We start from the raw sequence: 17878 nt of genomic DNA on the forward strand, positions 1-17878 counted from the left end.
TTGCCCGAGTGTAGTGGTTTACGACGGCAGTTTCTCGAGGATCTTCCAGCAGGTGAGGCCAAAGATGCCGAGGGTGCCGATCCACATCATCAGCACGCCGACATTGCGCTCGCGCAGGCTGAAGCCGATGGTCAGCAGCATCAGGAACAGGAACACCGGCACGAAGAGGGAGAGGAAGGGGGATGACATGGACGGCAATCCTTTTGCTGTGGGGCATGTCTTAAGCATAGCGGGTTGCGCGCGGAGGGCGTTGATCCGGGACAGTTGCGTCGCCTGTGCCGGCCTCTTCGCGGGTGAATCGCATCGGCGCACCGCCACTCCCACAGGAATATCACTGGGCTCAATAACAGTGATATCCCTGTGGGAGTGGCGGTGCGCCGATGCGATTTACCCGCGAAGAAGGCGACTCGGTCTCAGGGCAGTTCGCGACTGCGGTAGAACGCGCTGAGCACCTTCACCAGGTGTGCCAGGTCATGGCTGCCGCACAGCTCGCGGATCGAGTGCATGGCGAAGGTCGGCAGGCCGATGTCGACCGTGCGCACGCCCAGGTGGCTGGCGGTGATCGGGCCTATGGTCGAGCCGCAGCCCATGTCGCTGCGCACCACGAAGCTCTGCACCGGTACTTCCTCGGCCATGCACAGGTGGCGGAAGAAACCGGCGGTTTCGCTGTTGGTGGCGTAGCGCTGGTTGTTGTTGACCTTGATCACGGGGCCGGCGTTGAGCTTGGGACCGTGGTTGCCGTCGTGCTTGTCGGCGTAGTTGGGGTGCACGCCGTGGGCGTTGTCGGCCGAGACCATCAGCGAGCGCTGGATGGTGCGCACGTATTCGTCGCCCTCGGGCAGCAGGCGCTGCAGGGTCTGCTCGAGCATCGGGCCGTCGGCGCCGCAGGCCGAGCACGAGCCGACTTCCTCGTGGTCGTTGCACACCAGCACGCAGGTCTCGTCGCTGTCGGCACCCAGCAATGCCTGCAGGCCGGCATAGCATGACAGCAGGTTGTCCAGGCGGGCGGCGGCGATGAAATCGCCGTTCAGGCCGATCAGCGCGGCGTCCTGGGTGTCGTAGAAGCTCAGCTCGTAGTCCAGCACCACGTCGGCATTGAGGTCGTGCTCGCGGGCCAGCTGCTCGGTGAGCAGGGCGCGGAAGTCGATGCGCTCGTCGCCGGCCACCTGGGCCAGGATCGGCGGCAGCTCGGTCTGCGGGTTGATCTGCCAGCCTTCGTTGGCGGTGCGGTTGAGGTGGATCGCCAGGTTCGGGATCACCGCGATCGGCAGCTTGAAGTCGATCAGCTGGCTCTCGACCTTGCCGTCACGGCGGAAGGTGACCCGCCCTGCCAGCGACAGGTCGCGGTCGAACCAGGGCGCGAGCAGGGCGCCGCCGTACACTTCCACGCCCAGTTGCAGGAAGCCCTGGCGTTGCAGCTCGGGCTGCGGCTTGACCCGCAGGCACGGGCTGTCGGTGTGGGCGCCGACCATGCGGATGCCGCCCAGCAGCGGCGAGAGCTTGCCGAGCTTGATGGCGATGATCGAGGAATCGTTGCGGGTCACGTAGTAGCGACCACCGGGCACGGTGGCCCAGCTGTCGCGTTCGTCCAGGCGCTGGTAACCGGCGGCCTCGAGGCGCTGCGCGAGGCTGGCGGTGGCATGGAAGGGCGTCGGGGAGGCCTTGAGGAATTCGATCAGGCCGGCGTTCAGGGCATCGCGCATAAGTCACTCCAGACAGCAGTGGCGCGAGTTTAGCGTAAATACTCGAAAATTTGTGTCGGCCTCTTCGCGGGTAAACCCGCTCCCACAGCTGCCGCGCAGATTTCAAGTTAGGCACTCTCCTGTGGGAGCGGGTTTACCCGCGAAGAATCCAGCGCCGATGGATCAGAACGGTGCCGGACACTCGAACTTCAACCGCTCACCCGAAACCGGATGGGTAAAGCTCAGCATCGACGCATGCAGGCACAGCCGCTCATGGGCCGCCAGCGCCTCGGGGTTGGCGTACAGCCGGTCGCCCAGCAGCGGGTGGCCGATCGACAGCATGTGCACGCGCAACTGGTGCGAGCGTCCGGTGATCGGTGTCAGCTCGACCCGGCAATGATCGCCACAGCGCTCGACGATGCGCCAGAAGGTCAGGGCGTGCTTGCCCTGTTCATGGTCGACCACATGACGCGGCTTGGTCGGCGGGTCGTAGCGCAGCGGCAGGTCGATGCTGCCGCTGTCCAGGGTCGGTTGGCCCCAGCACAGCGCGGTATAGGCCTTTTCCGTCTCGCGGTCGTGGAACTGGCGCGACAGCTCGCGGTGGCTGTCGGCGTCGCGGGCGAGCAGGATGATCCCCGAGGTTTCCCAGTCCAGGCGGTGGACGATCAGGGCATCCGGGTAGCCGTTTTCCTGCAGGCGGGTGATCAGGCAGTCCTTGTTGTCCTCGGCGCGGCCCGGCACCGACAACAGCAGGGTCGGCTTGTTGATCACCAGGATGGCGGCGTCTTCGTGAAGGATCTGGATGTTCGACAGCGGCATTGCAGGTTCTCTATAGACAATCGGGGCCGCTTTGCGGCCCTTTCGCGGCACAAGGCCGCTCCTACAGGGGGGGCAGGGCCTGTGTAGGAGCGGCCTTGTGCCGCGAAAGGGCTGCAAGGCAGCCCCAGGATCAGCCGGAAGTGCTTGAATCAGCGATCAGGCAAAGTGATGTTCAGTTCCAGAATCGAGCAACTGCCCTGATTTTCCAGCTCGATCTGCACGTCATCGTTGCCGATATTGACGTACTTGCGGATCACCTCGACCAGCTCCTTCTGCAAGGCTGGCAGGTAGTCCGGGGTGCTGCGCTGGCCACGCTCGTGCGCCACGATGATCTGTAGACGCTCTTTCGCTACCGACGCGCTGCTCTGTTTCTGTCTGCCACGAAAGAAGTCAAAAAGGTTCATGGTTTATTTGCCTCCAAACAGGCGCGCGAAGAATCCTTGCTTCGGCACTTCGATGAACCGCAGCGGCTTTGGCTTGCCCAGCAGGCGGTCGACGGTGTCGCTGTAGGCCTGGCCGGCATCGCTCTGGTCGTCAAGGATGACCGGGATGCCCTGGTTGGAGGCCTTGAGTACGGCTTGGGATTCGGGAATCACACCCAGCAATTCGACCGAGAGGATTTCCTTGACGTCTTCGACGCCAAGCATTTCGCCTTTCTCGACGCGCTCCGGGTGATAGCGGGTGATCAGCAGGTGTTCCTTGATCGGGTCGTCACCTTGCTCGGCACGGCGCGACTTGCTGGACAGCAGGCCGATCATGCGGTCGGAGTCACGCACCGACGAGACTTCCGGGTTGGTCACGACAATGGCTTCGTCGGCGAAGTACATCGCCAGGTGAGCACCTTTTTCGATACCGGCCGGCGAGTCGCAGACCACGAACTCGAACTGCTCCTTGAGCTCCATCAGGACCTTTTCGACGCCTTCCTTGGTCAGGGCGTCCTTGTCGCGGGTCTGGCTGGCGGCCAGGACGAACAGGTTCTCGAGGCGCTTGTCCTTGATCAGGGCCTGTTGCAGGTTGGCTTCGCCATTGACCACGTTGACGAAGTCGTACACCACGCGGCGTTCGCAGCCCATGATCAGGTCGAGGTTACGCAGGCCGACGTCGAAGTCGACGATGACAGTCTTGTGCCCGCGCAGCGCGAGGCCGGTACCGATAGCGGCGCTGGTGGTGGTCTTGCCCACACCCCCCTTGCCGGAAGTAACCACGAGAATCTTGGCCAAGGTGTTTCACCCCTAAATAATCGGGACAGGCGTCCCTGCAAATACAAAAAACGGCAACTGGAAAAAAGTTGCGCTAAAAATGCCGGCAAGTATCCGTTAAAGACGGGTGATGTTCAACACGTCGCCGGACAGGCTGACCTGCACGCCCGATCCCCACAGCGGGTCGCGGCGCAGGTCTTCGCAGACTTTGTACTGGCCGGCGATCGAGACCATTTCCGCGGTCATCTGCAGGCAGAAGATGCGCGCCTTGGTATTGCCTTTGATACCCGCCAAGGCACGGCCGCGCATGGCGCCGTACACATGGATGTTGCCATCGGCGAGAAGTTCCGCGCCGGGGCTGACGGAGCCCGTGACCACGAGGTCGCCGCCCTGGGCGTAGATCTGCTGGCCGCCGCGCACGGTCGAGGTGATGATCCGCGTCGGGCGTACCTCGGGTTCGGCCGGTGCCGCTGGTGGAGCGGGTGCAGGCTCGGGCGTCTTCACTTCCGGCTCGGGTTCCAGCGGGCGTTCGCGGGCCCCGGACGGCGGCAGCACCGGCAGGTCGATGGCGATCGCCGCGGCGATGTCCTCGATGCGGCTGGCACGGATCGCCAGGGTGCGCAGGCCATGATGACGGCAGATGCGCATCAGCCCGGGCAGGTCGATGGCGCCCGAGTCATGGGGCAGCTTGTCCAGGGCCAGCACCAGCGGGGTGTTGCTGAAGAAGTTCGGCGCCTGCGCCACCTTCGCCGCCAGCTGGCGGTCGAGGGATTCGAGGTCGTTGCGCGCCAGTTCCAGCACGGTGATGGCAAGCATGCTGCCCTTGAGCTGGAACACGGGGGCGTTGTCGGGTGTCTGGTTGGGGCTCATGGTCTGCATAGACGGCTTGTTGCGAAAAAAGTGCCCTGACTTATAGCGATAAGACCGATTGCCCGCAACCGATGTAGAATGCCGGGCTCATGTCTTGCCGGAAGCTTCAATGGAACGCCCGCGTTTTCGATCCTCTTTCCTCCACCCGCGATTCTGGGGCCTGTGGCTGGGCCTGGGCCTGCTGTGGCTGGTCGCCCAGCTGCCGTACCGCGCCCTGCTGGGGCTGGGTCGCGCCCTGGGCGCGGTGATGTACCGGGTGGCCGGCGAGCGCCGGCGCATTGCCGCGCGCAATCTCGAACTGTGTTTCCCCGAACTGTCCGGCGACGAACGGCAACGCCTGCTCAAGGAAAACTTCGCCTCCACCGGCATCGCCTTCTTCGAGATGGCCATGAGCTGGTGGTGGCCAAAGGCCCGTCTTGCACGCCTGGCCCACATCGAGGGCATCGAGCACCTGCAGGCCGCCCAGCGCGAAGGCGAGGGCGCCATCCTCATGGCCGTGCACTTCACCACCCTGGAGATCGGCGCCGCGCTGCTGGGCCAGGCCCACACCATCGACGGCATGTACCGCGAGCATGGCAACCCGGTGTTCGACTTCATCCAGCGCCGTGGCCGCGAGCGCCACAACCTCGATTCGCTGGCCGTGGAGCGTGATGACGTGCGCGGCATGCTCAAGCTGCTGCGCAAGGGCCGGGCGATCTGGTACGCGCCGGACCAGGACTATGGCGCCAAGCAGAGCATCTTCGTGCCGCTGTTCGGTATCCCCGCAGCCACCGTCACGGCCACCACCAAGTTCGCCCGGCTGGGCAAGGCCCGGGTGATTCCGTTTACCCAGCGACGGCTTGAGGACGGCAGCGGCTATCGTCTGGTGGTGCACCCGCCGCTCGAGGACTTCCCCGGCGAAACCGAGGAAGCCGACTGCCTGCGTATCAACCAGTGGGTCGAGGGCGTGCTGCGCGCGTGTCCCGAGCAGTACCTGTGGGCGCACCGGCGCTTCAAGTCGCGGCCCGAGGGCGAGCCACGGCTGTACGACAAGAAGAAACGCTGACTGTTGCTATAGCAGGGCCGGCCTCTTCGCGGGTAAACCCGCTCCCACAGGGGGTATGTATATGCTAAGGCCGGCACTGTACCTGTGGGAGCGGGTTTACCCGCGAAGAGGCCAGACCTGTCAACCATGATCCAGGAAGGAAGCATGTCCCCAACCACCGGCCTGATCCTCTCCGGCGGCGGCGCCCGCGCCGCCTACCAGGTCGGCGTGCTGGCCGGCATCGCCGAGCTGCTGCCCCCTGGGGCGGCGAACCCCTTTCCGGTGATCGTCGGCACCTCCGCCGGCGCCATCAACGCCGTCAAGCTGGCCAGCGGCGCCACCCGCTTCGCCGAATCGGTGCAGCACCTGACCGCCTTCTGGCAGAACTTTCGCAGCCACCTGGTGCTGCGCAGCGACTGGCCCGGGGTGATCCGCCAGGCCAGCCGTTTCGTCGGCCACAGCCTGCTGGGGCTCGGCGGCCAGGTGCCGGTGGCGCTGCTCGACAGCCGCCCGCTGCGCCGTCTGCTGCATGAGCACCTGGACCTGGATGGCATCGCCCACTCCCTGGCGGCCAATCAGCTGCGCGCCATCGCCGTGACCGCGTTCGGCTACGAGTCCGGCCAGGCGGTGACCTTCTACCAGGGCCGCGACACCATCGAACCCTGGCTGCGCCACCGGCGCATCGGCATGCCCACGCCGCTGACCATCGACCACCTGCTGGCCAGCTCGGCGATCCCGCTGCTGTTCGCGCCAGTGCGCCTGGGCGATGAGTTCTTCGGCGACGGCGCGGTGCGCCAGTCGGCGCCGATCAGCCCGGCGCTGCACCTGGGCGCCAGCCGCGTGCTGGTGGTCGGCGTCAGTGGCAACCCCCAGCGCCCGGCGCCGCCCTTGCCGACCCAGCGCGTGTTCAGCGGCCAGCAGCCAAGCCTGGCGCAGATCGGCGGGCACATGCTCAACAGCACCTTCATCGACAGCCTCGAGGACGATATCGAGCTGCTGCAGCGGCTCAACCATCTGAGCCACCTGATGCCGGCGCACCTGGACGCCCGGCGCCTGGGGCTGGCGCCGATCGAGGTGCTGGTGGTAGCGCCCAGCCAGCCGCTGGACGAGATCGCCGCCCGTCATCGGCGCGAGCTGCCGGCGGCGCTGAGGCTGTTCCTGCGTGGGCCTGGCGCTACCAAGACCAGCGGCGCGGGGGTGCTGAGCTACCTGCTGTTCGAGGCGAGCTATTGCAGCGAGCTGATCGAACTGGGGCGCAAGGATGCATTGGCCAAGAAGCGGGAGTTGTGTCAGTTCCTGGGATTGCCCGCCTGACCCTGTAGGAGCGGCCTTGTGCCGCGAAAGAGCTGCAGAACAGCCCCAGGATGTGTGCCCATCTCAAGACTGCCGGGGCCGCTTTGCGGCCCTTTCGCGGCGCAAGGCCGCTCCTACAGGGGATCGGGGTTGCCGTTATTCAGCGATCTGCAACTTGCGCGCCTGGGTATACACGTACCGCAGCTTCTCATACTCGAACGGCGAGTTGGTCTGCCCATAGCGGAAGTTGGTGGTGTAGCGCTTGTCCACCGCCCGCAGCACGGTGAGTTCCGGGTGGTCGCTGGCGGTGTCGGGCACGTTCAGGTAGTTGATCTCCTTCTCTCCCACATAGTCGACCACCAGCCCGGTGGTGTCGCGCAGGTTGGATGGCCCGAGGATCGGCAGCATCAGGTACGGCCCGTCCGGCACCCCATAGAAGCCCAGGGTCTGGCCGAAGTCCTCGCTCTGGCGGGGCAGGCCCATCTTGGTCGCCGGGTCCCACAGGCCGCCAACACCGATGATGGTGTTGAACATCAGCCGCGCGGTAATTTCCGCCGAGCGCTTGGGCTTGAGCTGCAGCACGCTGTTGAACAGGTTGGGCACATCACCCAGGTTGTTGAAGAAGTTGCTCACCCCGGTGCGCACGAAGCCTGGGGTGACATAGCGGTAGCCATCGACCACCGGCAGGAACACCCACTGGTCGAAGCGGTAGTTGAAGTGGTAGATGCGCCGGTTCAGCGATTCCAGCGGGTCGTAGATGTTCAGCGCGGCGAGGGTCGAGCGTTCGAACTCGCGCTGGTCCAGGCCGGGGTTGAACTTGAGCTCGCGCAGCGGATCGACGAAACCGTCGGCCTCCACGGTGAGGGTTTCGGTCTTGTCGGCCTCGACCACGCTGGCACGCGGCGCGACTTCCTCGGCCAGGGCGCAGCCGCTGGCGAGCAGGGCGGTGACGAGCAGCAGTCTGTTAACCACGGAAGAACTCCAGCATGGCGTCGCTGTTGACGCGGTAGTTGAGGTTGCCGCAATGGCCGCCATGGGGGTAGAGCGTAAGGCGTTCGCCGAACACCCGGCGCAGGAAACCGATGTCGCCGGGGCCGAGGATCACATCGTCGGCATTGTGCATCACGGCGATCTTGGGGCTGGCGCGCAGGTAGTCCTCCAGTGCGTACAGGCTCACCTGGTCGACCAGTTGCAGCAGGCTGTTGCCGTCGGTGCGCGCTCGCCACATGGGGATTACCTGCTCGGTCAGGTAGCAGTCGAAGTCGCATTGCAGGGCCCGTTTGAAGAACGGCTCCAGGCTGCTGCCCTCGGTGATCGGGAATTTCGGCGGGATGATCAGGCCGCGGCGGTTGATCAGGTCGGAGGTGAAGGCGATGTCGGCGGCCGAGAAGCGGAACGAGGTGCCGATGAGCATGGCCATCTGTTCATTGGACAGGTGCTGGCGCGACTTCTGGAAGTCGTACAGCAGCGCTTCGTTGAGGTCGATGTAGCCCTTGTCCTGGAAATATCGGGTGAGTTTCTCCAGCATCAACTCGTAGAACGTGGTGCTGCGATCGATGCCCTTGACCCGGGTCTGCACCAGCTTGTCCAGGTTGCTGATCGAGGTGTACAGGTTGACCGGTGGGTTGAGCAGCAGTACGCGCTTGAAGTTGAAGCTCTGGCGGGTCTCGTCGAGCTTGCTGACGAACGCCGCGTCCAGCGCCCCGAGGCTGTAGCCGGTGAGGTAGTACTCGCTGACCGGCAGGTGTGCCTGCTGGGCGCGCACCGCCTGCATGACCCGGTACAGGTCCTTGGCATCCTCGCTGGTCACCCCGGGGGTAGCGAAGCGCGAGGCGGCGCTCATGAAGTCCCAGCTGGTCGGCGAGGACAGTTGCACCACGTGGTAGCCGGCCTGGTAGAACAGCTTCTTCAGGTACTCGTTGATGCTGCTGGAATAGGGCGCGCCGGTACCGGCGATCAGGAAGATCAATGGCGCTTCGTGGTCCTGCCTGGCCAGGCGATAGCGCAGTTTTTTCACCGACCAGAAGTTATCGGGCAGGGTGAACTCGCGCTCCGGGCGCAGGGTGAGGCTGTAGTCGGCCTGGTCGATGTCGTCGTCGCTGGGCAGCGTCGGGCGCTGTTCCGGCGGCGTGGTGGCGATGGTCGCCTCGAACGGGTTGGTCAACGGATAGCCGTAGCTCGCCGCGTCGATATCCCGCGCCGAAGCGGCCGCAGCCATGAGCAGGCCACCCAGCAGGGCGGCGAGGCGCAAAGATCGAAGCATTTATGTCCCCCAGGGAAAACGCAAGGTCGTGCAGTACGCAGGCTAGGACCACGGCATGTCGGACAAAGTTGCCCGTTGCCCTGTCGTTCGTCGCACAAGATGTTGCCGCGCCGGACAACGTTTGTCTTGTGCAACATAGCTGCCGGGCCATGATTTTGCCTTGTCGCGGCCCCTGGGCGATCATGCAACGTTTCGATTACCGCTATTGGAGATCCGCATGGCGCGTTGGAGGCCGGTCGTTGCCCTGTTGCTGTTCCTGCCGCTGTGGCTCGCGGCCAGTTATGGCGTGCGCTATGGGCTGATGGAGGATGCTCGGTGGGTCGGGCTGTGCAGCGTGCCGGGAGAGGTCTGGCAATGCCAGGTGCGTTCGCTGCTGGGGCTGGGGATACATTTCCAGATAATTGCCTGGGGGGCATTGGGGTTGGCGTTGCTCTGCCAACTGGTGCCTGGCCGAGGCGGATGGTGGCTGGCGGCGCTGGCGCTGCTGTTCGGGATTCCGGCGCTGGTGCTGTATACCGCGAGCATCGCGGTGTTTGCCGTGGTGCTGGCGGGGTTGCGGCTGGTACGGCGCACGGCTTGAGGTCGTATCGCGGGGCAAGCCCGCTCCCACGCTCAAACAAGGCGTTGACCTCAACGTGGGAGCGGGCTTGCCCCGCGATGGGCCATCAGGCTTTGCGCAAGCTGCGCCACAACGCGCCAACCATCAACACGCTGACCACCGCCCAACCCCAGGCCTGTCGATTCGCCAACCCTTCCTGGAACAACTGCGGCGCCACTCCAGCGCCCACGATAAAGGCCAGCAACGCCACCTCCGCCCGCCGCGCCGACACCGGCCGCAACAGGTAGACCACTGCCGGCAGCAACAACGCCGCGCTGGGGAAGCTGCGATAGCGCGGGTCGAACACCATCGCCAGCATGCTCACCGCCGCGGCGAATCCGGCTGCCAGCAGCCATGTGCCGGCATGCTTTTCCAGCCAGGCGAACAACCGCTGGCGCCAGCCGTCTCTGCGAGCCAGGGCCAGCGCGCCATGGGCCAGCACCAGCAGGTTCAAACCGGCCAGGGCCACCGCCCACAACCATTCCCCGGCAAAGCGGGCATTGGTGCGCATCAGCTCCCCCCACAGCCCCAGGCTGCCGGCACCCAGGGCCGCCAGCAACGGCAGCAGCAGGGCGGCGCGGCGGCTTGCCGGGCGCCCGGCCAGAGCCAGGGTCGCCAGCATCAGCAACACACTGGCCAGCAACCACTGCGGCCACAGCGCCAGGTTGCTCACCGGCCCTTCAAGCACGCCCTTGTCCTGGCGGTCGGCATCGTACAGCCCCCAGTAGCCGCCCACGGCGCCTTCGCTGGCACGCTTCCAGGGCTGGTCGAACGCCTCGATCAGGTTGTAGCGCCAGCCGTTGGCCTCGGCCAGGGCGATGAAGCCGCGGATGAAACGCGCCTCGTTGACCCGGCTCGGCTCTGCGGTCTCGCGCTGGCGTCCTTCACTGGGCCAGCCGGTTTCGCCGATCAGGATGTCCTTGGGCGCGAAGCGGTTGCCGAACACCTGGCGCACCTCGGCCACATGGGTCAGTGCCGCATCGATGCCACGCGGGTCGTCTTCCCAGTACGGCAACAGGTGGATGGTGAGGAAGTCCACCGCCGGTGCGATCTGCGGGTGTTGCAGCCAGAACTCCCAGACGTCGGCGTAGGTCACCGGCACCTTCACCTGGCTTTTCACTTTCTCGATCAGCCCGGCCAGGCGCTCGCCGGTAACTTCCTTGCGCAGCAGCGCCTCGTTGCCGACGATCACCGCGCTGACCACGTCGGGGTTGGCGTTGGCCGCGGCGATCAGCAATTCGATTTCCTTGTCGGTGTCCACGGGGCTTGAGTTGACCCAGGCACCGAGCATCACCTTCAGGCCATGCTTGCGGGCCAGCGCCGGGATCGCCTCCAGGCCGGTCATCGAATAGGTGCGGATGCACTGGAATCGCTCGCTCAGCAACGCCAGGTCGGCGTCCATGCGCGCCGGGCGCAGGCGAAACGGCTGGTCGAACGGCGACTGGTCCTTGTCGAACGGGGTGTAGGACGCGCACTGCAATTTGTGCGTCGGGCTCGCCGCATCGGGCAGGTGCACCGGCTTGCCGAGGCCGTACCAGAGCGCCCACAGCCCGATGAGGGCGAGCAGGCAGGCGAGCAGGTAAGCAGGCAGGAGCAGTCGGGTGTTACTGGGCATCGGGCGGTCCGTCGGCAAGCACAAAGGGCTAGATGATAGCCGCAAATGACCGGCGCCAAGCCTTTGGCATGCAAGGATCGCGCAGGCCGCTCGGCTGGCATGGCGTTAATGGCACAGTGCTGTCGCTGATCGTTCGCTGGAGGTCGCTGACAGAGCAGGTCGTGCGCGGGGGCAGGTCGATGATGCTCTCTCCAAGACCTGACGAGGGGATGCTTTGATGGCGACTTTTACAAGAGTACGACGTTTCCTGAGTGTGGGCGCCGCCCTGGTATTGACCATGAGCACTGCGCAGGCCATGGCCAAGGAAGTGAGCATCGGTTACGTGGACGGCTGGTCGGACAGCGTGGCCACCACCAACGTGGCCGCCGAGGTGATCAGGCAGAAACTCGGCTATGACGTGACGCTGCAGGCCGTGGCCACCGGGATCATGTGGCAGGGCGTGGCCACCGGCAAGCTCGACGCCATGCTCTCGGCCTGGCTGCCGGTGACCCATGGCGAGTACTGGGCCAAGAACAAGGACAACGTCGTCGACTACGGGCCGAACTTCAAGGACGCCAAGATCGGCCTGATCGTTCCCGAGTACGTCAAGGCCAACAGCATCACCGACCTCAAGACTGATACCAGCTTCAAGAACAAGATCGTCGGCATCGATGCCGGCTCCGGGGTCATGCTCAAGACCGAGCAGGCCATCAAGGACTACGACCTGACCGGCTACAAACTGACGGCCAGCTCCGGCGCGGCGATGACCGCCGAGCTGGGCCGCTCCTACAAGAAGAACGAGTCCATCGCCGTGACCGGCTGGGTACCGCACTGGATGTTCGCCAAGTGGAAACTCAAGTTCCTTGAGGACCCCAAGGGCGTGTACGGCGCCGCCGAAACGGTCAACAGCATCGGCAGCAAGGAACTGGCGAGCAAGGCGCCGGAAGTGGCCGAGTTCCTGAAGAAGTTCCAGTGGCAGTCCAAGGATGAGATCGGCGAGGTCATGCTGGCGATCCAGGAAGGCGCCAAGCCCGAGGCCGCTGCCAAGGACTGGGTGGCCAAGCATCCGGAGCGGGTCAAGGAGTGGACCGGCAAGTAACCTCGCCGTAGAGGCCAGTGCGACCATTTCGCGGGTAAACCCGCTCCCACAGGATCACCACAAACTTGAACATTGTGGCTTACCTGTGGGAGCGGGTTTACCCGCGAATGCCCCTACTCGGGTTTTGGTTGTTGCGAAATCTGTAAAACACCGTTGCATCTAAGACTAAGGTCGTCTGGTTGGCGTCCAGCGGCAGCATAAAGTTGGAGTCGGGTTATCCCTACTCTGTGCTGCTAGGACAAAAACAATGAACGACAGCATTTACCAATCGATACAGAACAGTCCGCGCTTCAAGGAACTGGTTACCAAGCGCGAGCGCTTCGCCTGGATTCTCTCGGCGATCATGCTCGGCCTTTACTGCGCCTTCATCCTCCTCATCGCCTATGGCCCGCACGTGCTGGGCGCCAAGCTCAGCCCCGAGTCGTCGATCACCTGGGGCATTCCACTGGGCGTCGGCCTGATCCTCTCGGCCTTCGTGCTCACCGCGCTCTACGTGCGTCGCGCCAACGGCGAGTTCGATGAACTGAACAAGGCCATTCTCGAGGAGGCCAAGCAATGATCCGTCACGCCAAAACCCTGGCCGTCCTGGCCTGCGGCGCTTTCGCACCCGCCGTGTGGGCCGCCGATGCCCTGACCGGCGAGGTGCAGAAACAGCCGCTGAACGTCTCGGCGATTGCCATGTTCGTGGCCTTCGTCGCCTTCACCCTGGGCATTACCTACTGGGCCTCCAAACGCAACAAGTCGGCGGCCGACTACTACGCCGCCGGCGGTAAGATCACCGGCTTCCAGAACGGCCTGGCGATTGCCGGTGACTACATGTCGGCGGCCTCGTTCCTGGGTATTTCCGCGCTGGTGTTTACCTCGGGCTACGACGGCCTGATCTACTCCATCGGCTTCCTGGTCGGCTGGCCGATCATCCTGTTCCTGATCGCCGAGCGCCTGCGCAACCTGGGCAAGTACACCTTCGCCGACGTGGCCTCGTACCGCCTCGGGCAGAAGGAGATCCGCACCCTGTCGGCCTCCGGTTCGCTGGTGGTGGTGGCGTTCTACCTGATCGCGCAGATGGTCGGTGCCGGCAAGCTCATCGAGCTGCTGTTCGGCCTGGACTACCACGTGGCGGTGATCCTGGTGGGCATCCTGATGTGCCTGTACGTGCTGTTCGGCGGCATGCTCGCCACCACCTGGGTGCAGATCATCAAGGCGGTGCTGCTGCTGTCCGGTGCCAGCTTCATGGCGCTGATGGTGATGAAGCACGTGGGCTTTGACTTCAACACCCTGTTCTCCGAGGCGATCAAGGTGCATGCCAAGGGCGAGGCGATCATGAGCCCGGGCGGCCTGGTCAAGGACCCGATCTCGGCGTTCTCGCTGGGCCTGGCGCTGATGTTCGGCACCGCCGGTCTGCCGCACATCCTGATGCGCTTCTTCACCGTCAGCGATGCCAAGGAAGCGCGCAAGAGCGTGCTGTACGCCACCGGCTTCATCGGCTACTTCTACATCCTGACCTTCATCATCGGCTTCGGCGCGATCCTGCTGGTCAGCACCAACCCCGACTTCAAGGACGCCGCCGGCGCCCTGATCGGCGGCAACAACATGGCGGCGGTGCACCTGGCCGATGCCGTGGGCGGCAGCGTGTTCCTCGGCTTCATCTCGGCGGTGGCCTTCGCCACCATCCTGGCGGTGGTCGCCGGCCTGACCCTGGCCGGTGCCTCGGCGGTGTCCCATGACCTGTATGCCAGCGTCTGGCGCAAGGGCAAGGCCAACGACAAGGACGAGATCCGCGTGTCGAAGATCACCACCATCGCCCTGGGCGTGCTGGCGATCGGCCTGGGTATCCTGTTCGAGAAGCAGAACATCGCCTTCATGGTCGGCCTGGCCTTCTCCATCGCCGCCAGCTGCAACTTCCCGGTGCTGCTGCTCTCGATGTACTGGAAGAAACTGACCACCCGCGGCGCCATGATCGGCGGCTGGATGGGCCTGGTCAGCGCGGTGGGCCTGATGGTCCTGGGCCCGACCATCTGGGTGCAGATCCTCGGTCACGAGAAAGCCATCTACCCGTACGAGTACCCGGCTTTGTTCTCGATGATCATTGCCTTCGCCGGCATCTGGTTCTTCTCGGTCACCGACAAGTCCAAGGCTGCCGAGAACGAGCGCGCGCTGTTCTTCCCGCAGTTCGTCCGTTCGCAGACCGGCCTTGGGGCCAGCGGGGCGGTTTCCCACTGATCCTGGTTGTTGCCTGAACGAAAACGCCCCGGCTTGCCGGGGCGTTTTCGTTCAACAGGGAGCCAGCTGCAATGGCTGGCTCAGATCCGACCGAGCAGCAACAGGATCAACAACACCACCAGCACCACGCCGATGATGCCGGAAGGACCGTAGCCCCAACTGCGCGAGTGCGGGAAGACCGGTAAGCCACCGACCAGCAGCAGGATCAGGATGATGATGAGGATCGTGGTCATGATGGAGTCCTTGCGTGGTTGAGGGTCAAGGGCCTCGGAATGCTGGGCGCTTACTGTTCCGACCGTTGGCGGTGGGCAAAGATTCCATCGGTTGTGCAGGCCCCGGGTGGATGAATCCTCATTCAGCATTCTGATGCTGCACCGCTGTGGCCCGCGTTCTGGCTAGACTCCAGGCCAATCCCACTGTTCAAGGCAGCTGACCATGCACAACCGAATGATGATCACTGGCGCCGGCTCCGGCCTTGGTCGCGAGATCGCCCTGCGCTGGGCCCGCGATGGCTGGCGCCTGGCCTTGGCCGATGTCAATGAAGCGGGCCTGCGCGAGACCTTGGAGCTGGTGCGTGGCGCCGGTGGTGACGGCTTCATCCAGCGCTGCGACGTGCGCGACTACAGCCAGCTCACCGCCCTGGCCCAGGCCTGCGAGGAGAAGCTCGGCGGCATCGACGTGATCGTCAACAATGCCGGGGTGGCGTCGGGCGGGTTCTTCGCCGATTTGTCCCTGGAGGACTGGGACTGGCAGATCGCGGTCAACCTGATGGGCGTGGTCAAGGGCTGCAAGGCGTTCCTGCCGCTGCTCGAGCGCAGCCGTGGGCGGATCATCAATATTGCCTCCATGGCTGCCCTGATGCAGGGGCCGGGCATGAGCAACTACAACGTGGCCAAGGCCGGGGTGCTGGCCTTGGCCGAGAGCCTGCTGGTGGAGCTGCGCCAGGTCGAGGTGGCGGTGCATGTGGTGTGCCCGTCGTTCTTCCAGACCAACCTGCTCGACTCGTTCCGCGGGCCGGATCCGGCGATGAAGGCGCAGGTGGGCAAACTGCTGGAAGGCTCGCCGATCAATGCCGCCGATATCGCCGAGTATATCCATCAGCGGGTTGCGGCTGGCGAGTTCCTGATCCTGCCCCACGAAGCCGGGCGTCAGGCCTGGCAGCTCAAATGCCAGTCGCCCCAGCGGCTGTACGATGAAATGGCGGACATGGCGGTGAAAATGCGGGCGAAGGCACGCAAAGCCGCACATTGAGGGAAGTTTCTGTAGGTTTTTTTACCCTCGCCAGTAGGGCATGTCTATTTATCCGAAGAAGGATTGAGTAGGCCAAAGCTGGCGGGGCAGTCTCCGATTTTCCATTGAGCGGGAGGATCGGAGCATGCTGGTAATCGGACGAGAAGTGGGCGAGGTCATCGTCATTTCCGACAACATCAGGATCCAGGTGATGTCCGTGGAGAACGGCCAGGTCCGTTTCGGCATTTGCGCGCCGCGCGAAGTGGAGGTGCACCGGGTCGAGGTGTACAAACGCATCAAGGCACTGGAGTTGGAGAAGCAGCAGGCCTGAAGGCCGGCTACTCGAAGAGCTCCCGCGGCACGTCATGCTTGGCCAGCAACTGGCACTGCTGGCTGTCCATGTCGAACAGGATGAACGCCTGCCCCTTGGCCAGGGCCTGGCGTACCCGCAGCACGCGGGTTTCCAGTGGGGTGTCGTCGCCGTTGTCGGTGCCGTCGCGGGTGACGAAGTCCTCGATCAGGCGGGTCAGGGTTTCGGCTTCGAGTTGGTCGTAGGGGATCAGCATGGTCTGGGCAGTGGTTGTGGGAATGGGGGCATGCTACGTGAATTTGCAATTCCCTTGTAGGAGCGGCCTTGTGCCGCGAACGGGCCGCAAAGCGGCCCCGGCGATCTTTGATCCAGGGGCCGCTACGCGACCCGTTCGCGGCGCAAGGCCGCTCCTACAGGGATAGGCGTTTGAGCTTAGCCTTTGTTGCCCACCAGGCTGTCCACCGCCGGCACCCGGGTATCGCTTTCCATCTGCGCGTCGTGTTCCAGCTGGTGGCTGAAGCGCTCCAGTGAGGCATTGGCCGGCTGCGAGTCGCTGGCGAACACCGGCGGGCTGAGCAGGTAGGCGCCGAGCAGCCGGCTGAGCGCCGCCAGGCTGTCGATATGGGTGCGCTCGTAGCCATGGGTGGCATCACAGCCGAAGGCCACCAGGGCGGTGCGGATATCGTGCCCGGCGGTCACCGCCGAGTGGGCGTCGCTGAAGTAGTAGCGGAACAGGTCGCGGCGTACCGGCAAATCAGCATCGCCGGCCAGCTTCAGCAAGTGGCGCGACAGGTGATAGTCGTAGGGACCGGACGAATCCTGCATGGCCACGCTCACCGCGTGCTCGCTGGACGCCTGCCCCGGCGCCACCGGGGCGATGTCGATGCCGACGAATTCGCTGACGTCCCAGGGCAGGGCGGCCGCGGCGCCCGAGCCGGTCTCCTCGGTGATGGTAAACAAGGGGTGGCAGTCGATCAGTGGCTGACGGCCGCTTTGCACCACGGCCTTGAGCGCCGCCAGCAAGGCCGCCACGCCGGCCTTGTCGTCCAGGTGGCGGGCGCTGATATGGCCGCTTTCGGTGAACTCCGGCAGCGGATCGAAGGCAACGCAGTCACCGATGGCGATCCCCAGCGCCTCGCAATCGGCGCGGGTGGCGCAGTAGGCGTCCAGGCGCACTTCAACGTGTTCCCAGCTGATCGGCATCTGGTCGATGGCGGTGTTGAAGGCGTGCCCGCTGGCCATCAGTGGCAACACGCTGCCGCGGTACACGCCGGTATCGGTGAACACACTGACCCGGCTGCCCTCGGCGAAGCGGCTCGACCAGCAACCCACCGGTGCCAGGGCCAGGCGACCGTTGTCCTGCAACTGGCGCACGCTGGCGCCGATGGTGTCCAGGTGCGCCGAGACGGCGCGGTCGGGCGAGTTCTGGCGGCCCTTCAGCGTGGCGCGTATGGTGCCGCGACGGGTCAGCTCGAAGGGGATGCCCAGTTCGTCCAGGCGCTCGGCGACATAGCGCACGATGGTGTCGGTGAAGCCGGTGGGGCTGGGGATGGCGAGCATCTCCAGCAGCACACGTTTGAGGTAGTCGAGATCGGGTTCGGGGAGTCGTTCGGACATGTCCAGGTCTCCGGTCGGGGTGAAATTTCCAAACTGCGGGCAAGGCCTTTGTAGGAGCGG

At 64.7% G+C, this 17878-nt stretch carries 20 protein-coding genes; 8 read left to right on the forward strand and 12 right to left on the reverse strand.

What is annotated here, in order from left to right; genetic code table 11:
* Positions 1–18: 18 nt before the first annotated feature.
* The 6 genes from POF53_RS02890 to minC form a co-directional block, all read right to left on the reverse strand.
* Positions 19–189: a hypothetical protein gene (locus POF53_RS02890; RefSeq protein ID WP_167388396.1), complete on the reverse strand. Its 171-nt coding sequence runs from the start codon at positions 187–189 to the stop codon at positions 19–21.
* Positions 190–413: 224 nt separating this feature from the next.
* Positions 414–1703, reverse strand: a complete 1290-nt coding sequence (locus tag POF53_RS02895) for a M18 family aminopeptidase (RefSeq protein ID WP_203647657.1) — start codon at positions 1701–1703, stop codon at positions 414–416.
* 162 nt (positions 1704–1865) lie between these two features.
* Entirely contained in the window at positions 1866–2501 is a 636-nt protein-coding gene (locus POF53_RS02900) for an RluA family pseudouridine synthase (RefSeq protein ID WP_084941741.1), read from the reverse strand.
* Positions 2502–2650: 149 nt separating this feature from the next.
* Entirely contained in the window at positions 2651–2905 is a 255-nt protein-coding gene (minE, locus tag POF53_RS02905) for a cell division topological specificity factor MinE (RefSeq protein WP_023631120.1), read from the reverse strand.
* 3 nt (positions 2906–2908) lie between these two features.
* Positions 2909–3721: a septum site-determining protein MinD gene (minD, locus tag POF53_RS02910; RefSeq protein WP_203647656.1), complete on the reverse strand. Its 813-nt coding sequence runs from the start codon at positions 3719–3721 to the stop codon at positions 2909–2911.
* Between the two features lie 96 nt (positions 3722–3817).
* Complete coding sequence (gene minC, locus POF53_RS02915; protein WP_203647655.1) at positions 3818–4579, reverse strand: septum site-determining protein MinC; 762 nt, start codon at positions 4577–4579, stop codon at positions 3818–3820.
* Between the two features lie 100 nt (positions 4580–4679).
* On the opposite strand from minC, the gene POF53_RS02920 reads away from it, so the two are divergent.
* Both POF53_RS02920 and POF53_RS02925 read left to right on the forward strand, forming a co-directional pair.
* Positions 4680–5615 (forward strand): lipid A biosynthesis lauroyl acyltransferase, encoded by a 936-nt coding sequence (locus POF53_RS02920; protein ID WP_203647654.1) that lies wholly within the window; start codon positions 4680–4682, stop codon positions 5613–5615.
* Between the two features lie 144 nt (positions 5616–5759).
* A complete protein-coding gene (locus tag POF53_RS02925; RefSeq protein ID WP_232856735.1) occupies positions 5760–6908 on the forward strand; it encodes a patatin-like phospholipase family protein in 1149 nt (382 codons plus the stop codon).
* A gap of 135 nt (positions 6909–7043) precedes the next feature.
* Here the strand turns inward: POF53_RS02925 and POF53_RS02930 are convergent, their stop codons facing one another.
* The gene (locus POF53_RS02930; RefSeq protein WP_050704582.1) at positions 7044–7859 is read right to left on the reverse strand and encodes an MlaA family lipoprotein; all 816 of its coding nucleotides are present in this window, start codon (positions 7857–7859) and stop codon (positions 7044–7046) included.
* The gene (locus POF53_RS02935; RefSeq protein WP_203647652.1) at positions 7852–9150 is read right to left on the reverse strand and encodes an alpha/beta fold hydrolase family protein; all 1299 of its coding nucleotides are present in this window, start codon (positions 9148–9150) and stop codon (positions 7852–7854) included. The genes POF53_RS02930 and POF53_RS02935 overlap by 8 nt, the downstream gene beginning before the upstream one ends.
* Before the next feature lie 217 nt (positions 9151–9367).
* Between POF53_RS02935 and POF53_RS02940 the strand changes: the two genes are divergently transcribed.
* Positions 9368–9730 carry a hypothetical protein gene (locus POF53_RS02940; RefSeq protein ID WP_232856446.1) on the forward strand — a complete coding sequence of 121 codons (363 nt, stop codon included), beginning with the start codon at positions 9368–9370 and terminating at the stop codon, positions 9728–9730.
* A gap of 85 nt (positions 9731–9815) precedes the next feature.
* Here POF53_RS02940 and POF53_RS02945 read toward each other — a convergent pair whose 3' ends face one another.
* The gene (locus POF53_RS02945; protein ID WP_232856445.1) at positions 9816–11363 is read right to left on the reverse strand and encodes a glycoside hydrolase family 17 protein; all 1548 of its coding nucleotides are present in this window, start codon (positions 11361–11363) and stop codon (positions 9816–9818) included.
* 217 nt (positions 11364–11580) lie between these two features.
* On the opposite strand from POF53_RS02945, the gene POF53_RS02950 reads away from it, so the two are divergent.
* The 3 genes from POF53_RS02950 (at position 11581) to POF53_RS02960 (ending at position 14661) form a co-directional block, all read left to right on the forward strand.
* A complete protein-coding gene (locus tag POF53_RS02950) occupies positions 11581–12441 on the forward strand; it encodes a glycine betaine ABC transporter substrate-binding protein (RefSeq protein ID WP_498966297.1) in 861 nt (286 codons plus the stop codon).
* A gap of 247 nt (positions 12442–12688) precedes the next feature.
* Entirely contained in the window at positions 12689–13000 is a 312-nt protein-coding gene (locus tag POF53_RS02955) for a DUF485 domain-containing protein (protein ID WP_110736475.1), read from the forward strand.
* Complete coding sequence (locus POF53_RS02960) at positions 12997–14661, forward strand: cation acetate symporter (RefSeq protein WP_232856443.1); 1665 nt, start codon at positions 12997–12999, stop codon at positions 14659–14661. The genes POF53_RS02955 and POF53_RS02960 overlap by 4 nt, the downstream gene beginning before the upstream one ends.
* A gap of 80 nt (positions 14662–14741) precedes the next feature.
* On the opposite strand, the gene POF53_RS02965 is transcribed toward POF53_RS02960, so the two are convergent.
* Entirely contained in the window at positions 14742–14894 is a 153-nt protein-coding gene (locus POF53_RS02965; protein ID WP_082337667.1) for a DUF3309 family protein, read from the reverse strand.
* 202 nt (positions 14895–15096) lie between these two features.
* Between POF53_RS02965 and POF53_RS02970 the strand changes: the two genes are divergently transcribed.
* Both POF53_RS02970 and csrA read left to right on the forward strand, forming a co-directional pair.
* Positions 15097–15912 (forward strand): SDR family oxidoreductase, encoded by an 816-nt coding sequence (locus POF53_RS02970; RefSeq protein WP_498966301.1) that lies wholly within the window; start codon positions 15097–15099, stop codon positions 15910–15912.
* Between the two features lie 124 nt (positions 15913–16036).
* Positions 16037–16222 carry a carbon storage regulator CsrA gene (csrA, locus tag POF53_RS02975; protein WP_203647646.1) on the forward strand — a complete coding sequence of 62 codons (186 nt, stop codon included), beginning with the start codon at positions 16037–16039 and terminating at the stop codon, positions 16220–16222.
* Between the two features lie 7 nt (positions 16223–16229).
* On the opposite strand, the gene POF53_RS02980 is transcribed toward csrA, so the two are convergent.
* Together POF53_RS02980 and POF53_RS02985 are read right to left on the reverse strand one after the other, a co-directional pair.
* A complete protein-coding gene (locus tag POF53_RS02980; RefSeq protein ID WP_203647645.1) occupies positions 16230–16457 on the reverse strand; it encodes a YheU family protein in 228 nt (75 codons plus the stop codon).
* Positions 16458–16633: 176 nt separating this feature from the next.
* Entirely contained in the window at positions 16634–17818 is a 1185-nt protein-coding gene (locus POF53_RS02985; protein WP_203647644.1) for an osmoprotectant NAGGN system M42 family peptidase, read from the reverse strand.
* Positions 17819–17878: the final 60 nt, after the last annotated feature.

The organism is Mitsuaria sp. RG (genome assembly GCF_028369275.1).
GTDB classification, from domain to species: Bacteria; Pseudomonadota; Gammaproteobacteria; order Pseudomonadales; family Pseudomonadaceae; genus Aquipseudomonas; species Aquipseudomonas peradeniyensis.

Bases quoted from the DNA above. Each gene is read 5' to 3' on its own strand.
- POF53_RS02965 (WP_082337667.1), bottom strand. From the start codon at position 14,894: ATGACCACGATCCTCATCATCATCCTGATCCTGCTGCTGGTCGGTGGC.
- POF53_RS02945 (WP_232856445.1), bottom strand. From the start codon at position 11,363: ATGCCCAGTAACACCCGACTGCTCCTGCCTGCTTACCTGCTCGCCTGC.
- POF53_RS02940 (WP_232856446.1), top strand. From the start codon at position 9,368: ATGGCGCGTTGGAGGCCGGTCGTTGCCCTGTTGCTGTTCCTGCCGCTG.
- POF53_RS02925 (WP_232856735.1), top strand. From the start codon at position 5,760: ATGTCCCCAACCACCGGCCTGATCCTCTCCGGCGGCGGCGCCCGCGCC.
- minE (WP_023631120.1), bottom strand. From the start codon at position 2,905: ATGAACCTTTTTGACTTCTTTCGTGGCAGACAGAAACAGAGCAGCGCG.
- POF53_RS02900 (WP_084941741.1), bottom strand. From the start codon at position 2,501: ATGCCGCTGTCGAACATCCAGATCCTTCACGAAGACGCCGCCATCCTG.
- POF53_RS02960 (WP_232856443.1), top strand. From the start codon at position 12,997: ATGATCCGTCACGCCAAAACCCTGGCCGTCCTGGCCTGCGGCGCTTTC.
- csrA (WP_203647646.1), top strand. From the start codon at position 16,037: ATGCTGGTAATCGGACGAGAAGTGGGCGAGGTCATCGTCATTTCCGAC.
- POF53_RS02890 (WP_167388396.1), bottom strand. From the start codon at position 189: ATGTCATCCCCCTTCCTCTCCCTCTTCGTGCCGGTGTTCCTGTTCCTG.
- POF53_RS02895 (WP_203647657.1), bottom strand. From the start codon at position 1,703: ATGCGCGATGCCCTGAACGCCGGCCTGATCGAATTCCTCAAGGCCTCC.
- minC (WP_203647655.1), bottom strand. From the start codon at position 4,579: ATGCAGACCATGAGCCCCAACCAGACACCCGACAACGCCCCCGTGTTC.
- POF53_RS02985 (WP_203647644.1), bottom strand. From the start codon at position 17,818: ATGTCCGAACGACTCCCCGAACCCGATCTCGACTACCTCAAACGTGTG.
- POF53_RS02950 (WP_498966297.1), top strand. From the start codon at position 11,581: ATGGCGACTTTTACAAGAGTACGACGTTTCCTGAGTGTGGGCGCCGCC.
- POF53_RS02935 (WP_203647652.1), bottom strand. From the start codon at position 9,150: ATGCTTCGATCTTTGCGCCTCGCCGCCCTGCTGGGTGGCCTGCTCATG.
- POF53_RS02970 (WP_498966301.1), top strand. From the start codon at position 15,097: ATGCACAACCGAATGATGATCACTGGCGCCGGCTCCGGCCTTGGTCGC.
- POF53_RS02955 (WP_110736475.1), top strand. From the start codon at position 12,689: ATGAACGACAGCATTTACCAATCGATACAGAACAGTCCGCGCTTCAAG.
- POF53_RS02920 (WP_203647654.1), top strand. From the start codon at position 4,680: ATGGAACGCCCGCGTTTTCGATCCTCTTTCCTCCACCCGCGATTCTGG.
- POF53_RS02980 (WP_203647645.1), bottom strand. From the start codon at position 16,457: ATGCTGATCCCCTACGACCAACTCGAAGCCGAAACCCTGACCCGCCTG.